The organism is Pontibacter sp. T17, assembly GCF_057219875.1.
In genome coordinates this window covers 438,510-463,311 of sequence record NZ_JBXVVW010000002.1, presented here as the reverse complement: position 1 = coordinate 463,311, position 24,802 = coordinate 438,510, and the positions used below count along the sequence as shown (strand labels likewise).

The 24,802-nt window shown below is 58.1% G+C and carries 16 protein-coding genes; 10 read left to right on the top strand and 6 right to left on the bottom strand.

Going from position 1 to position 24,802, the window contains the following annotated elements:
* Nucleotides 1-198: 198 nt before the first annotated feature.
* A complete protein-coding gene (locus tag AC2D8O_RS09920) occupies nt 199-1,548 on the top strand; it encodes a tetratricopeptide repeat protein (RefSeq protein WP_484678661.1) in 1,350 nt (449 codons plus the stop codon).
* A 111-nt stretch (nt 1,549-1,659) separates the two neighbouring features.
* Here the strand turns inward: AC2D8O_RS09920 and AC2D8O_RS09915 are convergent, their stop codons facing one another.
* Nucleotides 1,660-2,847, bottom strand: coding sequence for an AIR synthase related protein (locus AC2D8O_RS09915; RefSeq protein ID WP_484678660.1), 1,188 nt, complete (start codon nt 2,845-2,847; stop codon nt 1,660-1,662).
* Between the two features lie 59 nt (nt 2,848-2,906).
* Entirely contained in the window at nt 2,907-4,946 is a 2,040-nt protein-coding gene (locus AC2D8O_RS09910; RefSeq protein WP_484678659.1) for an OmpA family protein, read from the bottom strand.
* 203 nt (nt 4,947-5,149) lie between these two features.
* Between AC2D8O_RS09910 and AC2D8O_RS09905 the strand changes: the two genes are divergently transcribed.
* Complete coding sequence (locus AC2D8O_RS09905; protein WP_484679310.1) at nt 5,150-5,569, top strand: BrxA/BrxB family bacilliredoxin; 420 nt, start codon at nt 5,150-5,152, stop codon at nt 5,567-5,569.
* Between the two features lie 69 nt (nt 5,570-5,638).
* Here AC2D8O_RS09905 and pckA read toward each other — a convergent pair whose 3' ends face one another.
* Nucleotides 5,639-7,225 (bottom strand): phosphoenolpyruvate carboxykinase (ATP), encoded by a 1,587-nt coding sequence (gene pckA / locus AC2D8O_RS09900; RefSeq protein ID WP_484678658.1) that lies wholly within the window; start codon nt 7,223-7,225, stop codon nt 5,639-5,641.
* Nucleotides 7,226-7,388: 163 nt separating this feature from the next.
* On the opposite strand from pckA, the gene AC2D8O_RS09895 reads away from it, so the two are divergent.
* The 4 genes from AC2D8O_RS09895 (at nt 7,389) to AC2D8O_RS09880 (ending at nt 13,008) form a co-directional block, all read left to right on the top strand.
* Nucleotides 7,389-8,081 carry an RsmE family RNA methyltransferase gene (locus tag AC2D8O_RS09895; RefSeq protein ID WP_484678657.1) on the top strand — a complete coding sequence of 231 codons (693 nt, stop codon included), beginning with the start codon at nt 7,389-7,391 and terminating at the stop codon, nt 8,079-8,081.
* A gap of 53 nt (nt 8,082-8,134) precedes the next feature.
* A complete protein-coding gene (locus AC2D8O_RS09890; protein WP_484678656.1) occupies nt 8,135-10,864 on the top strand; it encodes a valine--tRNA ligase in 2,730 nt (909 codons plus the stop codon).
* Between the two features lie 147 nt (nt 10,865-11,011).
* Complete coding sequence (locus AC2D8O_RS09885; protein WP_484678655.1) at nt 11,012-11,626, top strand: TetR/AcrR family transcriptional regulator; 615 nt, start codon at nt 11,012-11,014, stop codon at nt 11,624-11,626.
* Nucleotides 11,623-13,008, top strand: coding sequence for a TolC family protein (locus AC2D8O_RS09880; protein ID WP_484678654.1), 1,386 nt, complete (start codon nt 11,623-11,625; stop codon nt 13,006-13,008). Before AC2D8O_RS09885 ends, AC2D8O_RS09880 begins: the two co-directional genes overlap by 4 nt.
* 150 nt (nt 13,009-13,158) lie before the next feature.
* On the opposite strand, the gene holB is transcribed toward AC2D8O_RS09880, so the two are convergent.
* Nucleotides 13,159-14,289, bottom strand: a complete 1,131-nt coding sequence (holB, locus tag AC2D8O_RS09875) for a DNA polymerase III subunit delta' (RefSeq protein ID WP_484678653.1) — start codon at nt 14,287-14,289, stop codon at nt 13,159-13,161.
* Between the two features lie 133 nt (nt 14,290-14,422).
* Here holB and AC2D8O_RS09870 point away from each other — a divergent pair, with 133 nt between their 5' ends.
* On the top strand, nt 14,423-15,961 hold the full coding sequence (locus tag AC2D8O_RS09870) for a YifB family Mg chelatase-like AAA ATPase (protein ID WP_484678652.1): 1,539 nt from the start codon (nt 14,423-14,425) through the stop codon (nt 15,959-15,961).
* 3 nt (nt 15,962-15,964) lie between these two features.
* Here the strand turns inward: AC2D8O_RS09870 and AC2D8O_RS09865 are convergent, their stop codons facing one another.
* Nucleotides 15,965-16,525: a hypothetical protein gene (locus tag AC2D8O_RS09865; protein WP_484678651.1), complete on the bottom strand. Its 561-nt coding sequence runs from the start codon at nt 16,523-16,525 to the stop codon at nt 15,965-15,967.
* Nucleotides 16,526-16,532: 7 nt separating this feature from the next.
* Complete coding sequence (locus AC2D8O_RS09860) at nt 16,533-19,508, bottom strand: serine hydrolase domain-containing protein (protein WP_484678650.1); 2,976 nt, start codon at nt 19,506-19,508, stop codon at nt 16,533-16,535.
* A gap of 245 nt (nt 19,509-19,753) precedes the next feature.
* On the opposite strand from AC2D8O_RS09860, the gene AC2D8O_RS09855 reads away from it, so the two are divergent.
* The 3 genes from AC2D8O_RS09855 to AC2D8O_RS09845 are packed head-to-tail and all read left to right on the top strand — an operon-like array spanning nt 19,754 to nt 24,717.
* Nucleotides 19,754-20,866 carry a chorismate mutase gene (locus tag AC2D8O_RS09855; protein ID WP_484678649.1) on the top strand — a complete coding sequence of 371 codons (1,113 nt, stop codon included), beginning with the start codon at nt 19,754-19,756 and terminating at the stop codon, nt 20,864-20,866.
* 60 nt (nt 20,867-20,926) lie between these two features.
* The gene (locus tag AC2D8O_RS09850) at nt 20,927-21,445 is read left to right on the top strand and encodes a DinB family protein (protein WP_484678648.1); all 519 of its coding nucleotides are present in this window, start codon (nt 20,927-20,929) and stop codon (nt 21,443-21,445) included.
* Nucleotides 21,446-21,453: 8 nt separating this feature from the next.
* Nucleotides 21,454-24,717 (top strand): UvrD-helicase domain-containing protein, encoded by a 3,264-nt coding sequence (locus AC2D8O_RS09845; RefSeq protein ID WP_484678647.1) that lies wholly within the window; start codon nt 21,454-21,456, stop codon nt 24,715-24,717.
* Nucleotides 24,718-24,802 lie beyond the last annotated feature (85 nt).

Here is a 24,802-nt window from a genome sequence, read left to right as displayed (position 1 = left end):
CGGCAAGCACAACTCCAAAGAATGATGGCTGTGGGAAATTCTGCGTACGTGGTTTCTGCGATTAACTCTCTTTTGGCTTTGGTCAGTCGCCTTTTTCCTTTACATTTGTAACAGGAGAATTAAACCTACCCGCCGTTAAGGCGTTACCTCTAGAGACTGCAACCGTATTCGTTACTTCGAATGAAAGCTCTGAACGCAATGAAAGGATTCAAGCTCGCAACCCTCCGCGCCTTCGGCCTGGTGGTTGCCGTGGCCGCACTCCTGCTGCCTGCGATGCTCGTGGCCCAGACCGCTGGTCCGGGGCGCCAAGCCTATCTGAAAGGCAAGGAAGCTGCGAAGCGTGGCGATCATAATGGGGCCATTCAGGCTTACAATGAAGCCATCGCTGTAGAGAAGACCAACTTCCGGTATTTCTACGACCGTGGCCAGAGCGAAATGAAGCTCAAGAAGTTCAACGAAGCTGTACAGTCTTTCCGTCAGGCTGCTGTGTTGAACAAGGATATTGCTAACCCCCATGTGAAAATGGCGGTGGCCTACATCCAGCTGCGCAACTACCCTGGCGCCGCACAAGCCCTCAATGCCGCTTATGATGTTGAGAAGGACGCTAACAAAAAGCTCCAATACAAGCTTGCTGCTGTAAACCTGCTGCTCAAGCAGAACCGTCCTCAGGAGGCCCAAGCCGAACTCAACAAGGTTAAGTCTACCGCTGGCGAAGATCCCCGCGTGCTCGCAGTTGACGGCGACATCCTCGTAGCCCTCAACAACTACACTGGTGCTGTTACCAGCTACCAGCGTGCCATCGACCGCGCCAAGGCTGCCAACATGAACCCCAATCAGGTTGCCAAGTACTGGTACAGCCTCGGGGTTGCCTATTACAAGGCTGGCGACCAGACCAAAGCCAATGAAGCATGGAAGAACGTTGCAGGTACTCCTTACCAGCGCCGTGTTGCTGCTTTCCAGGCCACCAGTGGTGCAGGCTATCAGCTTCGTATCGCCAGTGGTTACCTTAAGGCTAACGTGCTGGAAGATGCCATTACCTACGCCAACAAGGCCATTCAGCTGGAACCCAACAACTACCTTGGCTACATGATGCTGGCTAACATCCAGTCTCGTAAAGGTCAGGTTCCCCAAGCAATCGCCAACCTGAACAAGGCTGCCGACCAGGTGAAGGATGAAGCCAAGCGCGCCAAGGTTCTCTCAAGCATTATCAACCTGCAGTTCCGCAACGGCGACTACGCTGGTGCCCTCGCTACTGCCGACAAGATCCTCGCCAAGACCCCCAACAATCCCACCGTTCTGGGCATCAAGGCACAGGCCGAATATCAGCTGGGTCGTTATCCCGCTGCTGTCGCCACCGCTGAGCGCGCTATCGCTGCAGCCAACAACAACGCTAACCTCGTAGCCGCTTTCCAGTTTACGCAGGCTCTGTCTGCTAAAAAGGCTGGCGACAACGAGCGTGCAAAGAAGCTGTTTGGCACACTCTCCAGTGGCAAATCGCAGTTCAAATTTGCAGCCCGCACAGAGATGGAGAAGCTCTCCGCTCGCTGATACGAATACGACAGTCTAGCAAAAAGCCCCGGTTTACCGGGGCTTTTTGCATTTCATCGTTTGGGTTGGAGTTGAGTCCTGTTTGTTTCGAGGCTTCTCCAGCGACGGAGCCTACTGACGGATGTAGTGGTAAATGTCACTCGTGACTGGGTTGGTCAGGCGCACTTCGCTGGGACCTTCCCACTTCTCTACGCGGCCTGTAATCTGCGCTTGGATACCAAACCGCAGGGCAGTGTCGATGATCACCTGGGCGCCTTCTGGACGCACGTAGAACTCCAGTCGCTGGCCCATGTTGAATACCTTGAAGAGGTTCTCCCAATCGCTGTTGTTCTGGTACTGTATCAGGCGGAAGAGCGGGGGTATGTCCAGTAGGTTGTCCTTCACAATGCGCAGGCCCGCTTTCGTAAAGTGCAGCACCTTGCTTTGCCCTCCACCTGTGCAGTGGATAATGCCATTGATGAGCGGCCACAGCTCCTGGGGCAGCGCTTTCAGCACTGGCACATAGGTGCGGGTTGGTGAGAGAATGGCGCGGCCAATGTCTATAGGTAGGCTGTCCACGCGGTCGGTGAGGCGGTGACGGCCTGTATAGAGCACGTGGCGGTCCAATGCAGGGTCAAAGGACTCGGGATAGGCTTCGGCGTAATGCTTATCCAGCAGTTCGTGGCGGGCAAAGGTGAGACCATTGGAACCGATGCCGCTGTTATAGCTGCGTTCGTAGGTGGCTTGGCCGTCGCTGGCCAGCCCCACAATCACGTCGCCCGGCTGTATGTCAATGCTCTTCACCTGTGCACGGGGCAGGCGTGCCAGTGCTGTAAAGCCCACATCGGCCGTACGCACGATATCGCCTACGTCGGCGGTCTCGCCGCCAGCCAGTGTCACTTCAATGCCCAGCGCAGCCATTTGTTCGGCAAACTCTGTAGCGCCTCCAATGAGTGCTGCCACCACTTCCCCTGGAATCACCGATTTGTTGCGCCCAATCGTGTTCGACAGCACAAAGCCGTTCAACACGCCAGCGCAGGCCATGTCGTCCAGGTTCATGACAATGGCGTCCTGTACTATGCCCTTCCATACATCCAGATTGCCGGTTTCTTTCCAGTAGAGATAGGCCAGTACGGTTTTTGTACCTGCGGTGTCGGCATGCAGCAGGCTGCACCAGGCTGGGTCGCCAGCTACATCCGGTAGAATCTTACAGAAAGCGTTGGGATACAGCCCTTTGTCCAGGTGGGCAATGGCTTTATGGACGTCCTGCTTGTCGGCAGATACGCCTCGCTGGGCATACAGGTCGTTGGCACTGCTCATGCCGCAAAGAAACGAAAACGGCAGGCGTCAGCCTGCCGTTTTACTGCATTTATCTGTGTTTACCGGCCTGACGGCAGATCCAGCGTCAGGATGCGGAACTCGCTGCGGCGGTTTGTCTGCTCGTCAGCGTCCGACATTTCAGGGTACACCAGCGGCTGCGATTCGCCAAAACCGAACGACTTGATGCGGTTCTTGGCAATGCCCTTCTCCACCAGATAGTTCACAACCGAGCGTGCCCGGCGTTCCGACAGGTTCAGATTGTACTTCTCCGAGCCGTTGGTATCTGTGTGTGAGCCAATTTGGATGGTAATGCCTGGGTTCTCACGCATAAGCGTTACAATCCGCTCCAGCTCGGTGATAGACACTGGACGCAATTCGGCCTTGTCAAAGTCGTAGTAGATGTTCTGGAGAACGATGGGGCGGCTGATCTCGATGCGCTCCAACAGGATATCAATATCAGCTTCCAACTGGGTGCTGCTGGTGATGTTCTTGGTAGAGACAAACACCTCATTCGCCAGGTACTCGGGCGCGTTACCCACTAGTTTGTAGTCGCGGTCACGCTTCAGGATAAACTTGTACTGCGAGGTCTGGTCGGTCTTGAAGGTATCAATCGGGGTGAGGGCGGAGCCGTCGGTCTCATACAGCTGCACAGTTGCAAACGGAATGGCCTGCTTGGTCTTCACATCGCGCACACGGCCCTGAATCGTAATCTCGATGCCTTCGTCAGGTGTACGGGGCAGCACACGGTAGTAGTAGATATCCGACTTGCCCGAACCACCGGGGCGGTTGCTTGTGATGAGGCCCGTTTGCTCGGGCTGCAGCCACATGATAGAGGTTTCGTCGTAAGTGGTGTTCAGCGGATAGCCGAGGTTCTCCACACGGCCCCAGCTGCCAGGCGTGCCTTCCACCTTGTACAGGTCGTAGCCGCCAAGGCCAATATGGCCTTCGGATGCGAAATAGAGCGTGCGGCCATCGGCGCTCACAAAAGGCTGAATGTCGTTGAACTCCGTGTTCACTTCAGGGCCAGCGTTCTGCGGCTCAGACCACTCATTTCCCACGCGCGTGCAGTACCAGATGTCCTGCCCACCGCGGCCACCTGGGCGGTCAGATACGAAGTATAGCGTTTGCCCATCGGCAGTAATGAACGGGTGTGCGTCGTAGCCAGCTACTGTTTTGGTCTTGCCTCGGCTGTCTACAGTGGCTTGCTGGGTAGAGTTAAGTCGTGGCGCCAACTCATATCGGCTCCATACTTTTTTGTCCTTGTCAAATTTTGACTGATAGATACTAACCCCAAAGTTGTCGCTGCCTTCTTTGGCAATCTTTCCTTTGTTGGCGATCGCATAGTACATCGTCAGGCCATCTGGGGTGAAGGTCGCCGAGCCATCGTTGTGCTGGGTGTTAATCATCTTCCCCATATTGGTGGGGCCTCCAAATGTGCTGTCGCTGTTCATTTTGGCAACCCAGAGGTCGGTGAATGGCTCGGCACCAAAGCGGCCGTACACTTCTTTGCCAAGGCTCCCCCGTCGTGCGGAGGAAAACACGAGAAAGCGATTATTGCCATCCACAAACACCGCGGGGTCATAGTCGGTGTTATTGCTCGATACACCAGCCTTGGTTACTTGATAGCCGGGCTTGCGGCGCAGTTCCACCTGCGCATACTTGTTGCCTTCGATTTCCATGCGCGCCTGGCGGGTCAGGAAGTCGTTGCGGCGGTGCAGTTCAATGAAGCGGTCAAATGCCCGTGTACTCTCCACGAAGTTCTCCATCGTCTTCAGTACGCGGCCCAGATTGAACCAGAGCGTATCGTTGGCGGTAGGTTCTACGTCCAGTGCGGCTTGATACCATTTCGACGACTCCTCATATTTCATCATCTCCTGGTTCACCTCTGCTATCCGTTGCATGATGCGCCAATTGCCCGCATCCTTTTTTATAGCCATGCGATACAGCTTGTCGGCAGTGGGGTAGTCATACTGAGAGAACGCGCGGTCGGCATCCCGCAGCAGCTTGGCCTGGTCGCCTGCCACTTTTTGGGCAAAGCTGGATACAGTAGGTAACAGGAGCAGCGTGAGAGAAAGACAAACCTTGAGGGTCAGACGCATAGCTTCAGGGGGATAGAGTGGCAGGGCGGTAATGCCCTACCTAAGTATTTTCCGTTGCGAAAACTACGGGAAAACGCGGCAAAAGGCAACCGAAATAACATCCCTTCGGCGGCCCGAACACTTCTACCAGCTGCTTTGTTTTATACTTAACAGCAGAATTACGCGTTACACCAACCGACAACCTTACTTGCTTCGCTATGTCGATGTATCCCGAATATATCACCACCCCGATGCGTGCTGAGCTCACGACCCTCGGGTTCCAGGAACTCCGCGACCCTCAGGCCGTAGAATCTGTTCTCAATGCCAACGAAGGCACCACGCTGCTGGTCGTTAACTCTGTATGTGGCTGTGCCGCTGGCGCTGCCCGTCCGGGTGTACGCAAAGCGCTGGAAGAGGCTCCTGCCAAGCCCAGCCGTATCGTTACGGTCTTCGCAGGTGTAGACACCGATGCTACCAAAAAGGCCCGCGAGTTTCTCCTGCCCTTCCCTCCGAGCTCGCCCTGCATTGCCCTCTTCAAAGACGGCAAGCTGGTGCACATGCTCGAGCGTCATCACATCGAGGGTCGCAGCGCCGATCTTATTGCTGGCAACCTCAAGATGGCAATGGAGCAGTTCTGCAACTGATTCCACCCGTAACACAAAAGGAAAAGGGGCTTCATCGAAGCCCCTTTTTCATTTCCGTTCGGTTCGAACTCAGGCCATTACCTTGGGGGCAGCAGCTTTGATCTCGTCGCTGGCGAAGTCGCTGTACTTGGCGAAGTTCTCGTTGAAGAGCTGGGCCAGGTGGTTGGCCTTCGCGTCGTAGGCGCTCTTGTCGGCCCAGGTGTTGCGCGGGTTCAGCACTTCGCTGGGAACGCCGGGAGCAGTGGTCGGCATGGCCAGGCCAAAGATCGGGTCGTTCTCAAACGATACTTTCTCCAGTTCGCCTTTGAGGGCGGCGGTAATCATGGCGCGGGTGTAGCCCAGCTTCATGCGCGAGCCTACACCGTAAGGGCCACCCGTCCAGCCAGTGTTTACCAGCCACACGTTCACCTTGTGCGAGCGCAGTTTGTCGCCCAGCATTTCGGCGTACTTGGTGGGGTGCAGGGGCAGGAACGCCTGGCCGTAGCAGGGGCTGAAAGTAGCCTGGGGCTCTTTCACGCCAGCTTCGGTGCCAGCTACCTTGGCGGTGTAGCCACTCAGGAACTGGTACATTGCCTGGCCTACGGTCAGCTTGCTGATGGGGGGCAGTACACCAAAGGCATCGGCTGTCAACAGGAAGATGTTCTGGGGCAGGCCGGCTTCGCTGCCTTCCTGGGCGTTGTCGATGTAGTGGATGGGGTAGGCCACACGGGTGTTCTCGGTAACACTCTGGTTATCGAAATCCACGGTGCGGGTGCCGTCGAAGAACTGGGTGTTCTCTACCAGCGAGCCAAACTTGATGGCGTTCCAGATCTGGGGTTCCTTCTCCTGGCTCAGGTTGATGCACTTGGCATAGCAGCCGCCTTCGAAGTTGAACACCGAGTTTTCCGTCCAGCCGTGCTCGTCGTCGCCAATGAGCTGGCGGTTCGGGTCGGCGCTCAGCGTGGTTTTGCCGGTGCCCGACAGGCCGAAGAAGATGGCAACGTCACCGTTGTCGCCTACGTTGGCAGAGCAGTGCATCGGCAGCACACCCTGGAATGGCAGGATGTAGTTCATTACGGTGAAGATGCCTTTCTTCATTTCACCGGTATAGGCCGAACCACCGATCAGAATCACCTTCTTGGTGAAGTTGATGATCGAGAAGTTTTCAGCCTTGGTGCCGTCTTCGGCGGGGTTGGCATGGAAAGAGGGAGCAGCCAGAATAGTCCAGTCTGCGTTGAAGTTTGCCAGTTCTTCATGCTTGGGGCGCAGGAAGAGGTTGTAGCAGAAGAGGTTGGCCCAGGGGCTTTCGTTGATGACACGAACGCCGATACGGTACTTCTGGTTGGCGCCAGCGTAGCAGTCGCGCACGTACAGTTCCTTGGTGCCAAGGTGGGCACACACCTTCTTGTACAGCTGGTCGAACTTCTCTTCGCTGATCTCATTGTTTACCGAACCCCACCATACCTTGTCGGCGGTGTTCGCGTCCTTCACTACGAACTTGTCCTTCGGGCTGCGACCGGTGAACTTGCCCGTGCTCACCACCAGGGCGCCACTGTCGGCCAGTACGCCGTCGCCGCGACGGAGGGCGTGCTCTACCAGTTCAGCAGGTTCCAGTTGGTAGTTAACCTTGGGCGCGTTGGTGATGTCCTTCAGCGCTGGCTGCGTCAGTTTGCTCATGGCTGTCCGCGAAATGGGAAGATTAAATCGTGTGGGTTCGGTTGTAACGTCTTGGCATTGAATCAGGTTCGCTGTTTCAATGTTCCGACAATGGGCGCAAATATACGCATTCGATATCTGCAAACACACCAACGAACCTAACGCACATTAGATTGCATTCAGAATGGATTGCTTCTATCTGGATCATATCGAGGCGCCGTGGGCTTGGCTCACCGCCGAGGATGCCGGGCATTGTACGCGTGTCATGCGTTATGCTCCCGGCCAGCGAATCGGCGCAGTGGATGGAAAGGGGCTTTACGTTGAAGGCCCAATTGTCAAGGCACACAAAGACAAAGTGGCGTTCACCATTGAGGTACAGCACCCGAATTGGGGCGAGCATGCCCACGAGGTAGTGCTTGTGGTGTCGCCCCTGAAACACCGCGACCGCCTTGAATGGATTGTGGAGAAATCGGTCGAGCTGGGCGTAACCCAACTCATCCTGGCCGACTGCACCCGCACCGAGCGAGGTAATGTCAACCTTGACCGGCTGGAGCGCATCATGATTGCGGCCCTCAAACAGTGCCACCGCAGCCGCCTGCCGCAATTGCAGTACATGTCGCTGCCCCAGGCGCTGCGCCAGTACAAGGGCGCCCTGGCCTGGTGCGAGACTACCGCGCCGCTGGCCCCTCTGCTGCCTCCGGCCCAACCTCTGCTTACCACGCTGGCCATTGGCCCCGAGGGCGACTTCACACCCGAAGAAGCCCAACTGGCGCAGGAACTCGGCTGGCACCTCGTCGGATTGGGACAGGCACGCCTCCGCACCGAAACCGCCGCTCTCTACGCCCTCAGCGCCCTCAAAGCTTCTCTTGGCTACTGAGTGCCAGCCAAGAGGGCCTTTTGCCTACTTTTGCACTCCCATTTTTGCACGCCATGTCAGAGATTGCCAAGACCTACGAGCCCAGTGCCATCGAACCCAAGTGGTACGCCTACTGGGACGAGCAGGGCTTTTTTCACGCCGATGCCGACCCCGCCCGCACCCGCTTCCCCAAGGGGCCGTACACCATCGTCATCCCTCCCCCCAACGTCACTGGCGTGCTCCACATGGGGCACATGCTCAACAACACCATTCAGGACGTCCTCATCCGCCGCAGGCGCATGCAGGGCTATAACGCCCTGTGGGTGGCTGGCACCGACCACGCCAGCATCGCTACCGAGGCCAAGGTAGTGGCCCTCCTCCGCGAGCAGGGCATTACCAAGAAAGACCTCTCGCGCGAAGACTTCCTGAAGCACGCCTGGCAGTGGAAAGAGAAATACGGCGGCATTATTCTGCAGCAGCTGCGCCACCTCGGTGCCAGCTGCGACTGGCGCCGCACCAGCTTTACCATGCAGGAAGGCCCCGGCCCCGAGAAAGACCTCTACACCGCGGTTATTGCCGTCTTCGTAGACCTTTACCGCAAGGGCCTCATCTACCGCGGCGAGCGCATGGTCAACTGGGACCCCGTCGGCCGCACTGCCGTGTCCGACGAGGAGGTCATCTATAAGGAAGTTCGCGCCAAGCTCTACCACGTGCGCTACACTATCGAGGGTACCGACCAGCACCTCACCGTTGCGACCACCCGCCCCGAGACCATTCTGGCCGACATGGCCGTGGCTGTGCACCCCGAAGACGAGCGCTATGCCCACCTGCTGAAGAGCAACTCCCGGGTGCGTGTGCCGCTCACCGACCGCTGGATTCCCGTCATTGGCGACGAGGCCGTAGACCGCGAGTTCGGTACCGGCTGCCTCAAGGTCACGCCCGCCCATTCCCGCGTAGACTTCGACATCTACCAGCGCCACCCCGAAATGGGCGTCATCATCAACACGCTCAACGAAGATGGCACCCTGAACGAAGCCTGTGGCCTGCCGCACTACGTGGGCAAAGACCGCTTTGCCGTCCGCAAGGAGATCGCTAAGGAGCTGGACGCCGCCGGACTGCTGGAAAAAGCCGAAGACTATACCACCAGCATCGGCCACAGCGAGCGCACCGACGCCGTCATCGAAGACCGTCTGTCGCTTCAGTGGTGGGTGAAGATGCCTAAGCTGGCACAGAAAGCGCTGAAAGTGGTAGAGGAGGGCGAGGTAAAGCTCATCCCCGGTAAGTTCATCAACACCTACCGCCACTGGATGGAGAACGTGAAAGATTGGTGTATCAGCCGCCAGCTCTGGTGGGGTCATCGTATTCCGGCCTGGTATCTGCCCGACGGCTCGTTCGTGGTAGCCGTTACAGTTGAAGAGGCCCTGGCACAGGCCCAGCGCGAGAACCCCGCCATCACCGCCGCCGACCTACGCCAGGACGACGACGTCCTCGACACCTGGTTCTCCTCGTGGCTCTGGCCCATCGCAGTGTTCGACGCCTCCATCTTCAACGAAGAGGCGCACTGCCAACCCCGCACCCCCAACGAAGACCTACAGTACTTCTATCCCACATCCGACCTCGTTACCGCACCCGAAATCCTCTTCTTCTGGGTGGCTCGCATGATCATGGCCGGTAACGAATGGATGAAGCAGGTGCCTTTCCGCAACGTATACCTCACCGGTATTGTGCGCGACAAACAGGGCCGCAAGATGAGCAAGAGTCTGGGCAACAGCCCCGACCCTCTGGAGCTCATCCAGAAGTACGGTGCCGATGGCGTCCGCTTTGGCATGCTTATGTCGTCGCCAGCCGGCAACGACCTTCTGTTCGATGAATCCTACTGCGAGCAGGGCCGCAACTTCGCCAACAAGATCTGGAATGCTTTCCGCCTCGTGAAGGGCTGGGAGGCCAACCTCACCGACGCCGCGCCCGAGCCTCGCCAGGAAATGGCCGCCCAGTGGCTGGCTACCCGTGTTCAGCAGGTGGAAGTGGAGTTACAGGGGCTATTCGACCAGTTCCGTCTCTCAGAGGGTGTCATGACGCTCTATAAACTCGTCTGGGACGACTTCTGCTCCTGGTACCTTGAGCTCGTGAAGCCTCCCTTCGGCGAGCCCCTGCCCCGCAAGACCTTCGAGCAGACCCTCGCCTCGTTCGAGCAGCTGGTGAAGCTCCTGCACCCGCTCATGCCCTTCCTCACCGAGGAGCTCTGGCACAGCTTCGGCGAGCGCGCCGCCAAGGACTGCGTCATCGTAGCACCCCTGGCCGAGCCCGCTGCCGATACCCAGCTCTCTGCCGACGCCCTGGCCCTGCTGGCCGATATGGACCTTGCCCGCGAGATGGCCACTGCCCTCCGTGCCCTCCGCGCCGAGAAAGGCATCAAGGCCCAGCAGCCCATTGAGCTGCGCATCCGCACCACCGACCGCGCTTTCTTCGACCGCAACCTGCCCGTTGTGTCCCGCCTCGTCAACCTCGATGGCTACTCCTTTGTAGACGAGCCCCAGACTGGCGCGTTCAGCCTGGTGCTTCGGGGCGGCCATGAGCTTTACGTTCCGGCAGGCGAAGGCGTCGACACCGCTGGTGAGAAAGAGCGCATTCTAAAGGAGATCGAGTATAACGAAGGCTTCCGCCAGCAGGTGCAGGCCAAGCTTTCGAACGAGCGGTTTGTGTCGAATGCCAAGCCCGATGTGGTGGAGCGCGAGCGCCAGAAGCTGGCCGATGCCGAAGCCAAAATTGCCGCTTTGCAGCAAAGTCTTGCTGCGCTGGGCTGATCTTATTCGCTCCGGCGCCACTTCTGGGGCAACACTTGAGCCGTCTGGCCTGACGGTTCGGGTGCCTGCCCCTACCTCCCGGAAAAAAGTAACGGAAGAAACTGCGAACTTTTTTAAAGTTTCCTCAGTTTTGCACCCGTTATCCTGATGAAAGAACGCATCCTCGAATTCTGCCGGGCCTATTTCTTCAAGTACGGCGTGCGCAACATCACAATGGATGATGTCGCTACACAGCTTGGTATGTCGAAGAAAACCATTTACCAGCATTTCCGTAACAAGGAAGAGTTGGTTATGGCTGTGTCCATGGCGTACATCGCAGAACAGAGCGAAGGTTGCCGGCGTATCATGGGAGAGTCGGAAGACGCCATCATCGAAATTCTGAGCATACAGAACTTCGAGTGCCAGCGACTTAACGGCCTGAATCCCATTCTGCCAGTTGAAATCCGGAAATACTTTCCAGTCGTGTGGCAGGAGTTCGACTCCTATCACACTGGCTTCGTGCGCGATTCCGTTCGCCGCAACCTTGAGCGGGGCATTGCCGAGGGGCTCTATCGCCCGGATGTCAATGTCGAGTTCATGGCTCGTATGCACACCGCCAGCATCAACCTGCTTCTGGATCTGGATCTCCTGCCACCCGATCAGTTCCCGCTTATAGATACCAACCGCGAGTTCATGACCCATTACCTCTTTGGGCTTGTCACGCGGAAAGGCTACGAGAAACTCGAAGAATACATTAAGAATTACTCACTTACACTCTCATGAAACCCTCGAAACTCCTCTTGGGGCTCTCACTCTCCCTCTTTTCTTTTTTCATAGGCACCAAAGCCTCGTACGCACAGGAAGCCGAACAGTTCAATTTCAGCCTGCAGCAGTGCATTGATTATGCCGTCTCCAATAACGAGGCGCTGAAAAATGCCATGCTCGACAAGCGTATCGCGCATTACCTCATGCGCGAAACCCGCGCCCAAGGCTTGCCTCAGGTTGATGCAACCGTCGGCATGAACTTCAACTATCGGATTCCGGTATCGCCCATCCCGGCGCAGTTTTTCGACCCTGCTGCTCCGGCGGGTCAGTTCGTTGGGGTGCAGTTTTCTCCAAAAGCCACCTCCAACGGTCAGGTACAGCTTACCCAGCTCATCTTCGACGGCAGGTACATTACTGCGTTGCAGGCGGCAAAGGTTTACCGCGAACTGGCCGAGGTATCGGCCGAGCGCAGCCGCGTGGAGATTGTCACCAAAGTCAGCAAAGCCTACTATGCTGTGCTGGTTAACAATCTTACGCTAAACACTGTACGCGAGAACATGGTGCGTCTTAAGCGACAGCTTGACGAAGTCGCCGTTCAGCGGAACAACGGCTTTGCCGAGCAGATTGACGTGGACCGCCTCCAGGTGGCCTACAACAACCTGGAAGCCAACTATGAGAATTCGGCCGCACAGGTCGCCCTTACCAGTCTGGCGCTCAAGTTCCAGATGGGGATGCCTCTGCTCAGCAATCTCACGCTCACTGACACGCTTCAGAACAATGCAGAGTCTATTGCTGCGGATGCCCTGGCCGAAACCAATCTGGGCTTCAAGGCGGAAAACAGGATTGAGTATCGCCTTCAACAGCAGAATATCAAGCTCAGCCGATACGATGTGAAGCAGTACCAGTCGGGCTATCTCCCCTCACTGGTCGGCTATGCAAACTATGGGTACAATACCTTCGGCTCCACTATTGGCGAACTGTACCGGCGCGACTTCACCTTTACCCAGGGGGCAGTGGGGCTACAGCTCAACATTCCCATCTTCGACGGTCTGGCCAAAAGTGGTAAAATCCAGCAGGCCCGCCTCCGTATGGAAAAGCTCCAGAACGACCTCCAGCAGTCCTCGCAGGCGTTTGAGCTCGAATATGAGCAGGCTCGTGTTTCTTTCGCCAATGCCATCCGTACGCTGGAAATCCAGAAGCGAAACGTGGCCCTTGCTGAGAACGTCTACCGCGTTGCTGAAGCCCGCTACAAGCAGGGTGTTGGCTCCAACCTGGAGGTGATCGATGCCGAGTCGCGTTACCGTGAAGCACAAAGCGACTATAACAACGCCATCCTCAATGTTTACGTAGCTCGAATAGACCTTAAAGCTGCCAACGGCTCTTTGGTCCCAGCGAACTGATATTGTCTGGAATCGCTCTAAACTGAAAATGCACGGCAAATGCACGGCCACGTGGGAACCTCCCATGTGGCCGTGTAGTTTTCACTACATCATCATGTTGTTTTGTTAGTATCCAGAGGGGGCCACGAGGCCCCCTTTTTTGTTCGATACTCAGGCTGCGCGGTTGCGCCGCATGGCCGCATGTAGGTCAAGGCTCAGGGTCAGCAGCGTCAGGCTGGCATTGGCGTTCCGCTGCAGGTAGTGCACAGCCTGCTCTACCTTGTCAATTGCATATAAAGTGGCATCTATCCCCAGCGCTTTGCCAAACCGTTGAAGAAACTGCAATTCGGCTGCCGGTTGCATCACCAGGCTTTCTACGCCAGTTTGCAACAGCAGAGTGTCGCGCAACTGGTGCAGCGCATATTGCAGAAACAGTTTCTGCGTTTCCTTCGGCTCATGGCTCAGGCCATCGGCCCACTGTTGCAATGTGCCGAAGGAACCTTCATAACATAGGCGCATCCATTTCTGGTACAGCTCGCTCAGACCCTGACTGGCATGCTCCAATATGGCATCGGCTCCGGCCAGGCTGCCGTCGGCCAGTCGTGCTGCTTCACGGGCCACCAGTTCGTCAACCCCACGGTTGCGCAGGGCCTGTTCGATGGCCGTCTGCGGCAGCCGGCGCAGGCGCAGCAGCTGGCATCGGCTCACGATTGTGGGTAACAGCTGGGCGGGCTCTTCCACCACCAGCAGCAGTACGGTGTTATCTGGGGGCTCTTCCAACAGCTTCAGCAGGGCATTGGCGGCCTCGGTGTTCATCTTCTCGGCGTGCCACAGCACCAGCACTTTGCGCCGGCCCTCAAAGGCTTTCAGCAGCAGTTTTTTCTTCAGCTCGCGAATCTCAGCAATGCCTATTACCAACTGCTTGTTTTCTGCTTCCAGTATGCCCAGCCATTCCTGTTGAGAGAAGTATGGGTTAGCGAGAATGGCGGGGCGCAGCTTTTCCATCCAGTCGTCGGTGGTGGCGGTTTTGCCTCCGCTGGTCTGAAGAAAAATGGGTGCGGTAAAGTGTAGGTCAGGGTGAATCAGCTGACTGGCTTTGTGACAGGCGGGGCAGGTACCACAGGCGTCTTCAGGGCCAGGATTGTGACAGGCCAGATACTGTGCCGCCGCCAGCGCAAAGGCCAGTTTGCCAACCCCTGCCGGGCCCCGCAGCATCAGGGCGTGGGGCAGACGGTCGCCCTGCATCATTGCCAGAAAGGCATTTTTTGCGGCCTGCTGCGCCACTACATCTGCAAATCGCATGATTGCAAATTAGCATCTCCCAGCCCCGCCTCCACAGCAAGTTTTCCGCAAGCCTGCCCCTGTATGCACAGTCGTTCAGCTTTTGTCGCTTTTATACCATAATCTCCTGATTGTCAGTGCGTATTTTTCGCCAATGTTGGTGAAGACCTACGGGGCGGCCGTGCATGGGGTCAGCGCCCTGACAATTACCGTCGAGGTCAACCTCGGCTCCAATTTTGGCTTTGAGCTGGTCGGCCTGCCAGATAATGCAGTGAAAGAGGCCCGCGCCAGGGTAGAAGCGGCCATCCGTAACAATCGGTTCGACTTTCCCCGAGGAAAGCTTACCCTCAACATGGCTCCTGCCGACGTCCGAAAGGAAGGCTCGGCCTACGATCTCACCATCGCAATTGGCATCCTCGCAGCATCCGGACAACTACCTGCCGAGCCACTGGCCGACTACCTCATTATGGGCGAGCTGAGCCTTGACGGCGAGCTGCAACCTGTGCGTGGCGTGCTGCCCATCGCCATTCAGGCCCGTAAAGAGGGGCGCAAAGGCATTCTCCTTCCAGCCGCCAACGCCGAAGAGGCCGCCATCGTAGACGGGCTCGACGTCATTCCCATCCACACCCTGCGCGAAGCCGTAGCCTATCTCCAAACAGGTTCGGGCATTGAGCCGGTACGTATCGACACACGTGCTCTCTTCGAACAGGCACAGACCGAGGTAGACATCGACTTTGCCGATGTCCGCGGTCAGTATCAGGTAAAGCGGGCCATGGAAGTAGCTGCCGCTGGCGGCCACAATCTAATTCTGGTAGGGCCACCCGGTGCGGGCAAAACCATGCTGGCGAAGCGGCTGCCAACCATACTGCCACCTATGTCGCTACACGAAGCGTTGGAGACCACCAAAATACACTCGGTGGCGGGGCGTCTGGGTACACAGCGGGGGCTGGTGGCCCAAAGGCCATTCCGCGCGCCACACCATACCATTTCCGATGTCGCACTGGTGGGCGGGGGCAACCAACCCCAGCCCGGCGAAATCAGTCTGGCACACCACGGTGTCCTCTTTCTCGACGAACTGCCCGAGTTCAAGCGAACCGTGCTGGAGGTGCTTCGCCAGCCGCTGGAAGAGCGCCGGGTCACCATTTCCCGTGCCCGCTTCAATGTCGAGTATCCCGCCAGCTTCATGCTCATCGCCAGCATGAACCCCTGCCCTTGTGGCTTTTACAACCACCCCGACAAAGAGTGTCTCTGCCCACCTGGTGCTGTAGGGCGCTATCTCTCCAAAGTCAGTGGCCCGCTTCTCGACCGCATTGACCTCCACATTGAAGTAGTACCTGTTCCCTTCGATGAATTGCGGTCCGCGCCATCACAGGATACCTCCACCACCATACGCGAACGCGTGATGGCCGCCCGTGCCATTCAGGCCGAGCGCTTCCTCAATCGCCCCGGCATTTACAGTAACGCTCAGATGCCTGCGCCGCTGGTGCGCACCCTCTGCGCGGTAGACGAAGCAGGCCAAAAGCTGCTACAGACCGCCATGAAGCGCCTCAACCTCTCGGCGCGGGCCTATGACCGCATTTTAAAGGTGGCACGTACCATCGCCGACCTCGAACAGTCTGAGGCCATTCAGCCCAGCCACGTAGCCGAAGCCATACAGTACCGAACGCTCGACCGCGACGGCTGGGCAGGCTGAGGCTTACTGTGTAACGGTCGGCTGGGGCTTGTCGTAGTCAAAGCCATCTACCAGCCATTCACTGCCGGTTTTACGCATCTTCACACGGAGGCCGCCATAGGCTCCGATGATGTCTTTGTCGGCACATTCATAAATGTAGACCATCACGAGGGCGGTACTGTCGTTTTTGCTGATGCCAGCAACAGCCACACAGGGGTCGCCTACGGTATCGCCGCTGCGAATTACCGGGTCAATCTGTGCAATCAGACATTGCGGGAGGTCGCCCCCCTTGAACTTCTCCTTGCGCATCTGCTCGTTGCACACATCGGCCATTTCTTGCACCGCCTGTTTCAGGCCTTCGCCAGCATGCGGAAGCTTACCCAGCCACAGCAGGTACTCCGATATGTCCAGTTGAACTATGCCGCTATCGGCGGCTACTACCTTCATGCGCTTGGTGGGCTTGGGCTTGCTGTTCTTCAGATAGCCTTCGAAAAAGGCTTTGGCGGCACGTTCGGGCGCATTGCTGTTGCAGCCAGCCAGCGTGCTGCCCAGTACCAGCAGCAGGAGAGTAAAACGCAGTTTCATGTGTCTGTTAGGGTTGGTTGCGAGGGTTTTCCAGCGCATCATACACCACCTGCATCACTTTGGTGCGGATGCTCAGGTCATTGAAGAGTTTGTTGTTGGGGTCGGGCCAGGTGCGGTTGGAGAGCAGCACAAACACCAGGTCTTTCTCTGGGTCTACCCACACACAGGTGCCGGTAAAGCCTAAGTGGCCAAATGCACTGGCCGTGGCGCCTACCGCAGTAGGCGAGGGGCGGGTAGGCTCGGTTTCTGGTTTGTCCCAGCCCAGCCCGCGACGGTTGTTGGGGCCGCGCCGCTTGGTAAACTGCGCTATGGTGTTGGCGGAAAGATATCTGCGACCACCATATACTCCACCATTCTTAAGCATCAGCATCAGTTTGCCAAGGTCATACACATTGCTGAACAGCCCGGCGTGCCCGCTGTAGCCGCCCAACAGTGTGGCAGTTTCGTCGTTCACGTAACCCTGCACTTTGCCAAAGCGGAAGTAAGTGTCCAGCACCGTCGGCGGGAACGTCTGTGCACCAGGATCAGGCGTCAGGGGCAGACACTTCAGCGCAGGCTGGTAATAGGTACTGGTCATACCCATAGGCTGGAAAAACTCCCGCTGAAGGAAAAACTCAAGTCGCTCGCCTAGCTGCCGCTCCAGAATCTCGGCCAGTAGAATCATTCCCAGGTCAGAGTACACTACCTTCTCGCCTGGCTCGCTGGTGAGTTCGCAGCGATAAATCTCGTTCAGGAGCCGTGTTCTGAAGTCCTTGTGCAGAAACAGCTCTGGTCCAATCTGCACCGTGAAGTCGCCTTCCAGCTGGCGGCGCATCCACACAGAGTCAATGCCGCTGCCATCGCTTTTTACTACTTCTTTCCAGAAGGGCTTGAAGGCAGGCAGCCCGGCGTCGTGCTGCAGCAGATGCTTGATGCGGATACCTGTTTTGTTCGTCGCCGACAGCTCGGGCAGATAGGTTGTCAAGGGCGCTTCGAGGTCCAGCAGGCCTCTTTCGGCCAGTTTCATGGCAGCCAGCGTGGTTCCTGCCACCTTTGTCACCGATGCCAGGTCGTAAACGGTGGAGTAGGGGTCTACCGGTTGGGTGCGGTCATAGTCTGTATAGCCATAGCCGCGGTCCAATACCACACGGTCGCCACGCATCACCAGAATGGCGCAGCCGGGCATTGCCTTCTGGCCTATGGCCCGGTATACAATCGAGTCGATCCGGCCCAGCGTGGCTGCATTCAGTCCTCTGCTGTCTGGGCGCGCATAGCCAAAGCGCTCGAACCCTTCAGCATAGGGCTGGGGCGAACGCTTGCGGCCGGGGGGGGTAACCGGCATCACGCCAGGGGGGACGCGGCCGCCGAATACCACTTCTGCTGCCGCCTGTTGCGCCTCGGGCGTTTCGTCGTAAGAAACAATGATACTCGCCTGTACAGGCATCAATTGCAGGCTGTAAGGATTGCCAAAGGCGCCAATCACCAGCTTGGCGGGTGTCTTGGAAATACCGCACAGCAGGTCCTGCACCATGCCGGGTACCCCATACTGCAACTCAACGCGGCGCGTCATCTGCAATAGGCCCACCACTACGGTGTTGTATTTGCCCAGGGTGTCCAGCAACAGGCGCAGCTGGTCGGGTGTCATGTCTTTTGGGGCGTTGTAGTAGTCAACCCGGTTGTACTTCCGCAATGCCTGATAGAAAGGCGCGGGGTTGTCATAGCCCAGTTGCAGGTAGGCAATCCGCTGCTCCAGATTTCGCAGGGGCAGCAGTGTATCAGGGTTTTGCGCCAGCGTTACACTGGCACGGTACAACTCGGCACGCAGGGCTTCGGCTTTGGGGCTGTTCAGAACCTCGCGGGCGGCACTGGCCGATGTATAGCGGTTGCGGTTCAGGCCGGCCCATTCCTTCGCCAGCAGAATCTTCAGCACCCGGCGGTCTATTTCCGCTTCTGTAATCACGCTGTCAAATACTGCCTGTTTGATCACCTGAATGGCCAGCGGCACATTTTCAGGGTACAGCAGCACGTCGTTGCCTGCCAGCAGGGCTGCCAGTTCGGCTTTTCCGGGGGGATAGAATTTGCTCAAGCCCTTCATGTTCAGGGCGTCCGTGAATACCAGGCCACCGAAGCCCATCTGCTGTTGCAGCAGGTCGCGGATAATGATGGGCGAAAGTGTGGTCGGGCGGTTCTTCGTCGTGTCCAGTGCCGGCACATACAGGTGCGCCACCATCACCGACATCACGCCTTCCCGTATCAGCTGTTGGAACGGATACAGCTCCAGCGTGTCCAGTCGGGCGCGGCTGTGATCTATTACCGGCATGTCAAAGTGCGAGTCCGTATCCGTGTCGCCATGGCCGGGGAAGTGCTTGGCGCAGGCAATCACACCGTTCTGCTGCATGCCCTGCATCAGCATCAGCGCGCGGCGCGTCACGCGGTGTTTGTCCTCGCCAAACGACCGGTCGTTGATCACCGGGTTGCGCGAGTTGTTGTTGACGTCTACTACTGGCGCAAAGTTGATGTGTACTCCCACGGCCCGACACTGTTCGGCCAGCACCTGGCCAAAACGGAACAGCAGCGAGTCGTTTTCAATGGCGCCCAGCGTCATGTTTTTGGGCAATACCAACGTACTGTCCAGCCGCATGGAGAGGCCCCACTCGGCGTCCTGGCCAATCAGCAGCGGCAGGTCCGACATCCGTTGGTACAGGTTGGCGTGGTGCAGCTGGTTCATCGGCCCACCCTGCATGAAGATCAGCCCGCCAATTTTGTACTTCTTGATCAGAAGCTCAATCGCCTTTCGGTTGTATGAAGATGCGCGGGTAAAGGCTTGTACCATAAAAAGTTGCGCAATCTTCTCTTCCAGCGACAGACTGTTGAGTGTTTGGAGGGCCCATTCTCCGCGAACGCCTGCGAATGGCGTGTTGGGTATGGCCAATTGCTCGCGGGAAGTAGCTGCAACAGGTGCAGGGCGCAGAGCCGGTGTCTCGGGCTGGGCCATCAGCACCATTGGCAAAAGTGCCAACCATGTGCCCAGTAGAAGGTGAAGAGCCTTGTATCGCAACTTTTCTGGCAGGTTGATCGTGGGTCGGCTTACAAGATACAAAGCCCATGCCCCTTGCCAGCCTTTTGCCTGCTTAAAATGGACACACAGGCCACTTTGGGGTAGAACGCAGGCATGTGTATTCCGCTTTGAGTTGGCGTTTTCAATTATCTTTGAAAATTATCGTTAGGAGTGCAAGACTCCTCCCATCCATGTCTTCCTTCATTTCTGTTCTTGAAAAGCCTGCCAGCGCCTGGCTCGCCGACGCCGAACCCGGTAAGGTAGCTGTCATCGCTGGCCCCTGCAGTGCCGAAAATGAAACCCAGATGGTTTCCACGGCACTGGCCCTCAAGCAAATGGGCATCCGCACACTGCGTGTCGGTATCTGGAAACCCCGCACCCGCCCCAACGCTTTTGAGGGCGTGGGCAACCTGCATCAGGACTGGATGGGGTGGCTGGCACGGGTGAAGGAAGAAACCGGCATGCGAATCGCTACAGAGGTGGCTACTTCCGAGCATGTGGATCTGGCCCTTAAGGCGGGAATAGACCTCATGTGGATTGGCGCCCGTACTACTGTCAGTCCTTTTGCAGTACAGGAAATTGCCGACGCCCTTCGTGGCGTTGACATGCCCGTCATGATCAAAAACCCGGTCAACCCGGACCTGGCACTATGGATTGGCGCCATCGAGCGCATCAAAGGTGCGGGTGTTCAGGACGTGGCGGCTTGCCACCGCGGGTTCTCGTATTACGGAAAGGGCCGCTACCGCAATGCCCCGCAGTGGGACATTCCCCTGGAGTTGCGACGCCTCAACCCCGACCTGCCCCTCATCTGCGACCCCAGCCACATTGCCGGGGCGCGTCCGCTCCTGCGCGAAATTGCCCAGCGGGCCCTGGACCTCGGCTTCGACGGCCTCATCCTTGAAAGCCACATCGATCCCGACAAGGCCCTGTCGGATGCCGCCCAGCAGCTGACCCCCACCGCCCTTGAACAGATGCTCGGCTCACTGGCCTATCGCCGCCCCGCCTCTGACGACGAGCTGTATCAGCACGAACTCAACCGCATGCGCGCCATGGTAGACGAGATGGACCGCGAGCTCCTTGCCGCCATCGCACGCCGCCTGGAAGTGGTGCAGCAGATTGGCGAACTCAAGCGCCGCCACGGCGTACAGTTTTTCCAGCTGGCCCGCTGGCGCGAGGTCTTCAAGACCCGTCTTGCTACAGGTAACGAGCTTGGGCTCAGCGACGAGTTCACCGCCGCCTGTCTGCGCCTCCTCCACCTGGAAAGCATTGCCCGCCACGATGCCAACACCCCCGCTGGTGAGTAAGCGCCGCCGCCGGTAAAGGCTTTCTCCTATCTTTCGGGCAGTATCTCACTGCTGCCCGAAATGCCTATTCTCTACGACGCCGTCCTGTCTGATTACTATCACGACTACCTGCGCCACGTGCCGGATGTTCCGGCGCTTGCCGCACTGGAAAATCAGCTCCGTCAAATGCAGCCTGTGCTGGCGGCCCTCAACGCAGAGCAGGCCGAGTATGCCTATGCCCCAGGCAAATGGACAGTGAAGGAAGTACTGGGCCACGTCGCCGACTGGGAGCGCATTTTCGGCTATCGCATGCTGGTATATGCCCGCGGTATAACCGACATTCAGCCGTCGCTCGATGAGAATGTCATTGCCGAGCACTCCAACGTCCGCGGCCTTCCCTTTTCCCATGTACTGGAAGACTGGGTGCTGGCCCGCAAGGCCAACATTCACCTCGTGAAGACGTTCGACGAATCCATGCTGCGCAAACACATCCCCCACGCTACGCTGCGCATTCCGCTGGGTGTGCAGGCTGCGTTGCTGGCGGGTCATGCTGGGCACCATTTTCAGGTACTGCGCGACCGTTACGGTCTCGCAATCTGATTCAGAATATGGCACAGCAGACACTGGACCTCTCTGGCGGCTCCAGCCACGAGCCTGCCAACGTGCTCCGCATCCTGCGTAGTTCGGCGGGTAGCGGCAAGACCTATGCCCTTGTGCGCCAGTATCTGCTGTTGGTGCTGCCTCGCCCCGCCGATTTCCGCAGCATCCTCGCCATCACTTTCACCAACAAGGCCACGGCCGAGATGAAGCGCCGCATCGTCGAGCGCCTCTTCGAACTCTCGCAGGGCAAAGCCACAGCCCTCGCTGTCGACCTCCAGCGCGAACTGCCGGGCCTCAACCTACGTGCCGCCGCTGCCGAAACCCTCACCCGCATCCTCCACGATTATTCACACTTTGGTGTCCGCACCATCGACAGCTTCTTCTACAGTGTTGTCAGGGCCTTCCAGCGCGAACTGGGCATACTCGCCGGCACCGAGATCGACATGGATGCCAAGGGCGCACTTGCGTTTGCCACCGACCAGCTGCTGGACGAGGTAGGCGAAGACAAAGACCTCACCGACTGGCTGTCGCGCTTCGTGTTCGACCGCATGGAGGACGGCAAGTCCTGGCTTTCGTATGAAAGCGCCCTGCAGGAACTGGGCAACAAGCTGCTGGAAGAAAACGCGGACGTCCTGTTTGCGGGCGCAGACAACTATGACCGCTTTCGTCAGCTGGTAAACGACCTCCGCCAGGTGCGCCGCGACTTCGAGCGCGACCTCGCGGCTCCTGGTATTCAGGCGCTACAGCTGATGGCAGCGAACGGCCTTTCCGTCAAGGATTTTGCCTACGGCGATTCGGGCCCGGCCGGCTGGCTGTCCAGAATTGCTGCCGGCGAACTGGCCGAACCCAAAGCCCGTGCGCAGAAAGCCGCTACCGATTCGGCCTCTTGGTTTTCGAAATCGGCTCCCAAGCGCCTTCAAATCGAACAGCTGGCCGAGCAGCACCTCATGCGCCTTACCCAGCAGGCCATCGCTGTATGGGAAACCGGCTCTGTGAAGCTTCGCGCCGCGGGCGACGCCCTCAAGATGGTGTATGCCCTGCCCCTCATGGGCCGCCTCAACGAGAAGCTCCGCGACTACCGCGCCGAGAACCGCGTTATGCTTACCGCCGACATCTCCCGCTGGCTCCGCGCGGTCGTCAAGGAAGATCCCGTTCAGTTCATTTACGAGAAGGCAGGTGTGCGCTACCGCCACTTCCTTCTCGACGAGTTTCAGGACACCAGCCGGGGCCAGTGGGCCAGTCTGCAACCCCTTCTGTCCGAAGCCCTTTCCAATGGCGGCACCGTGCTGGTAGTGGGCGACGCCAAGCAGAGCGTATACCGCTGGCGGGGTGGCGAGGCCAGTTTGCTTCAGGGGCTGGAGGAAGAGTTCCCGCAGTTCTCCACGCTCATCAGTCCCGAACGCCTCTCCACCAACTGGCGCTCTGGCGGTAACATCATCGCCTTCAACAATGCCTTCTTTCAGGCGGCATCGGCCGTGCTTTCGCAGAAGCTGCAACAGAAGCCCCATGAATTGCTGGCTTCTTTCCTGCCCGACGGACTGGTGCAGGAAATTGCCACAGAGCGCGAAGGCAAGGGATATGTGCAGGTAGAGTTTCTGCCCGGCGAGTTTGCCGATACCGAAACCGGCGAGGTGCTCGATGGCTGGAAGCGCAACGCCGAAGCCCGCCTGCTGGACATCCTCCGCGGACTCCGCGCTACCGGCTACGCCTGGGACGACATCGCCCTGCTGGTTCGCTCCAACAGCGAGGGCTCGCGGCTGGTGCGGGTGCTCATGGAGCAGGCCGACCCCATTCCCGTAGTCTCCGCCGAGGCGCTCCAGCTTTCCGGCTCGCCCACCATTCAGGCCCTCATCAGCGCGCTGCACCTGCTCGCCTTCCCCGATCCAGCCGCTTCAGCTGTGCACCGGGCGCATCTCTGTCACTTTGTGCTGAGGCAGCGTCAGTTGCCCAGCCAGCTCCTCGACCGGCTTGCACTCGACCTCACCGCCGAGGAGCTGTGGGCCACGCTGGGTCTTGACGAACTGCACCACCGCCGCGCCGACTGGCTGCGCCTCCCGCTCTACGAACTCGTCGAACGCATCGTAGCCCTGCTCTTTGCCAGTGGCTCCGCCGAGGCCGATCCCTATCTCCTCCGCTTTCTCGACCTCGTCCAGGAGTTCAGTCGGAAAGAGGGCAGCGACCTGCTCCGCCTGCTCGAATGGTGGGAGCGAAAGGGCGCCATTCAAAGCGTAGAGAGTGGCGATCAGCGTGGAGCCGTCACCATCATGACACACCACAAGGCCAAGGGGCTTGAGTTCCCAGTGGTCATTCTGCCCTACGCCGACTGGAATATCGAACCGCGTTACGACTCCATCATCTGGGGCAGCAGTTCCGAGCAACCCTATGCCGATTTCCCTACGCTTCCGCTGCCTGGCCGCCCCCGTGTTGCAGATAACGACGTCTTTGCTGAAGACCATCTCCGCGAAATCCGCCAAACCCACCTTGACAACCTAAATCTACTCTACGTAGCCCTCACACGCCCCGTTGACCAGCTGTACCTTTTGGCACCCCAGCTCAAGCCAGAAACAGAAACTCGATTGGCATCTGTAGGCGCTGTACTCGCAGAAACGCTCCGTCAGATGCGCGAAGCCTTGCCAGGTCTTACCATTTCCGAAGGCATCGTGCGCTTTGGCACGCAGGAGCGTGGCAGCCATCCCGTTACTGCTGACGATACCGAACTGCACCTCTACCGTGCCTCTGGCTCTGATACCTGGCGCCGTCGCCTCACCATCCGCCGCAGGGCCGAGGTGCTTGAGGGGCTCCTTACGGCCGAGACCCTGCCTCCTGCTGTCTGGGGGCAATTGCTCCATGCCCTGCTGGCCGAGATTAAGGTGCCGGGAGATGCCCCCGCTGCACTCCAGAAGCTCCGGTTTCAGGGGATAGTGTCTGAGAACCAGCTGGCCCAGCTCGCGGCCCAGGTTGAAGTCCTGCTCGCTCATCCGGAAGTAGCGCCTCTTTTCTCTCGAAACTGGAAGATTCGGTCAGAATGCGACATTATCCTGCCCGAAGGAGAAGTCCTGCGCCCAGACCGCGTTCTGGAGTCTCTTGATGGGAAGGATGCCTGGGTTATCGATTTCAAATCGGGTCAGCCGCTGCCCGCACACGACAAGCAGGTGAAGCGCTATGCCGCCGAATTGACGAGAATGGGCTATCAATCCGTGAAAGGCCAGATTCTTTACGTTAATCCGGTGCTTTTGAAGGATGTAAGCCGTGCCGGTATCGAAATTGTCTGACTGGCACAGGCCCTTCCTCCGTACATTTGATAGCTAATCTGTAAAGCTGGCACCGCCCTTGCTGCGGTTCTTTCATACCCTCAAC

Coding starts and splice junctions, on each gene's coding strand:
- AC2D8O_RS09910 (WP_484678659.1), bottom strand. CDS start 4,946: ATGCGTCTGACCCTCAAGGTTTGTCTTTCTCTCACGCTGCTCCTGTTA.
- AC2D8O_RS09870 (WP_484678652.1), top strand. CDS start 14,423: ATGTTGGTGAAGACCTACGGGGCGGCCGTGCATGGGGTCAGCGCCCTG.
- AC2D8O_RS09885 (WP_484678655.1), top strand. CDS start 11,012: ATGAAAGAACGCATCCTCGAATTCTGCCGGGCCTATTTCTTCAAGTAC.
- AC2D8O_RS09890 (WP_484678656.1), top strand. CDS start 8,135: ATGTCAGAGATTGCCAAGACCTACGAGCCCAGTGCCATCGAACCCAAG.
- AC2D8O_RS09895 (WP_484678657.1), top strand. CDS start 7,389: ATGGATTGCTTCTATCTGGATCATATCGAGGCGCCGTGGGCTTGGCTC.
- AC2D8O_RS09845 (WP_484678647.1), top strand. CDS start 21,454: ATGGCACAGCAGACACTGGACCTCTCTGGCGGCTCCAGCCACGAGCCT.
- AC2D8O_RS09850 (WP_484678648.1), top strand. CDS start 20,927: ATGCCTATTCTCTACGACGCCGTCCTGTCTGATTACTATCACGACTAC.
- AC2D8O_RS09855 (WP_484678649.1), top strand. CDS start 19,754: ATGTCTTCCTTCATTTCTGTTCTTGAAAAGCCTGCCAGCGCCTGGCTC.
- AC2D8O_RS09905 (WP_484679310.1), top strand. CDS start 5,150: ATGTATCCCGAATATATCACCACCCCGATGCGTGCTGAGCTCACGACC.
- AC2D8O_RS09860 (WP_484678650.1), bottom strand. CDS start 19,508: ATGGTGCTGATGGCCCAGCCCGAGACACCGGCTCTGCGCCCTGCACCT.
- AC2D8O_RS09920 (WP_484678661.1), top strand. CDS start 199: ATGAAAGGATTCAAGCTCGCAACCCTCCGCGCCTTCGGCCTGGTGGTT.
- AC2D8O_RS09865 (WP_484678651.1), bottom strand. CDS start 16,525: ATGAAACTGCGTTTTACTCTCCTGCTGCTGGTACTGGGCAGCACGCTG.
- AC2D8O_RS09880 (WP_484678654.1), top strand. CDS start 11,623: ATGAAACCCTCGAAACTCCTCTTGGGGCTCTCACTCTCCCTCTTTTCT.
- holB (WP_484678653.1), bottom strand. CDS start 14,289: ATGCGATTTGCAGATGTAGTGGCGCAGCAGGCCGCAAAAAATGCCTTT.
- pckA (WP_484678658.1), bottom strand. CDS start 7,225: ATGAGCAAACTGACGCAGCCAGCGCTGAAGGACATCACCAACGCGCCC.
- AC2D8O_RS09915 (WP_484678660.1), bottom strand. CDS start 2,847: ATGAGCAGTGCCAACGACCTGTATGCCCAGCGAGGCGTATCTGCCGAC.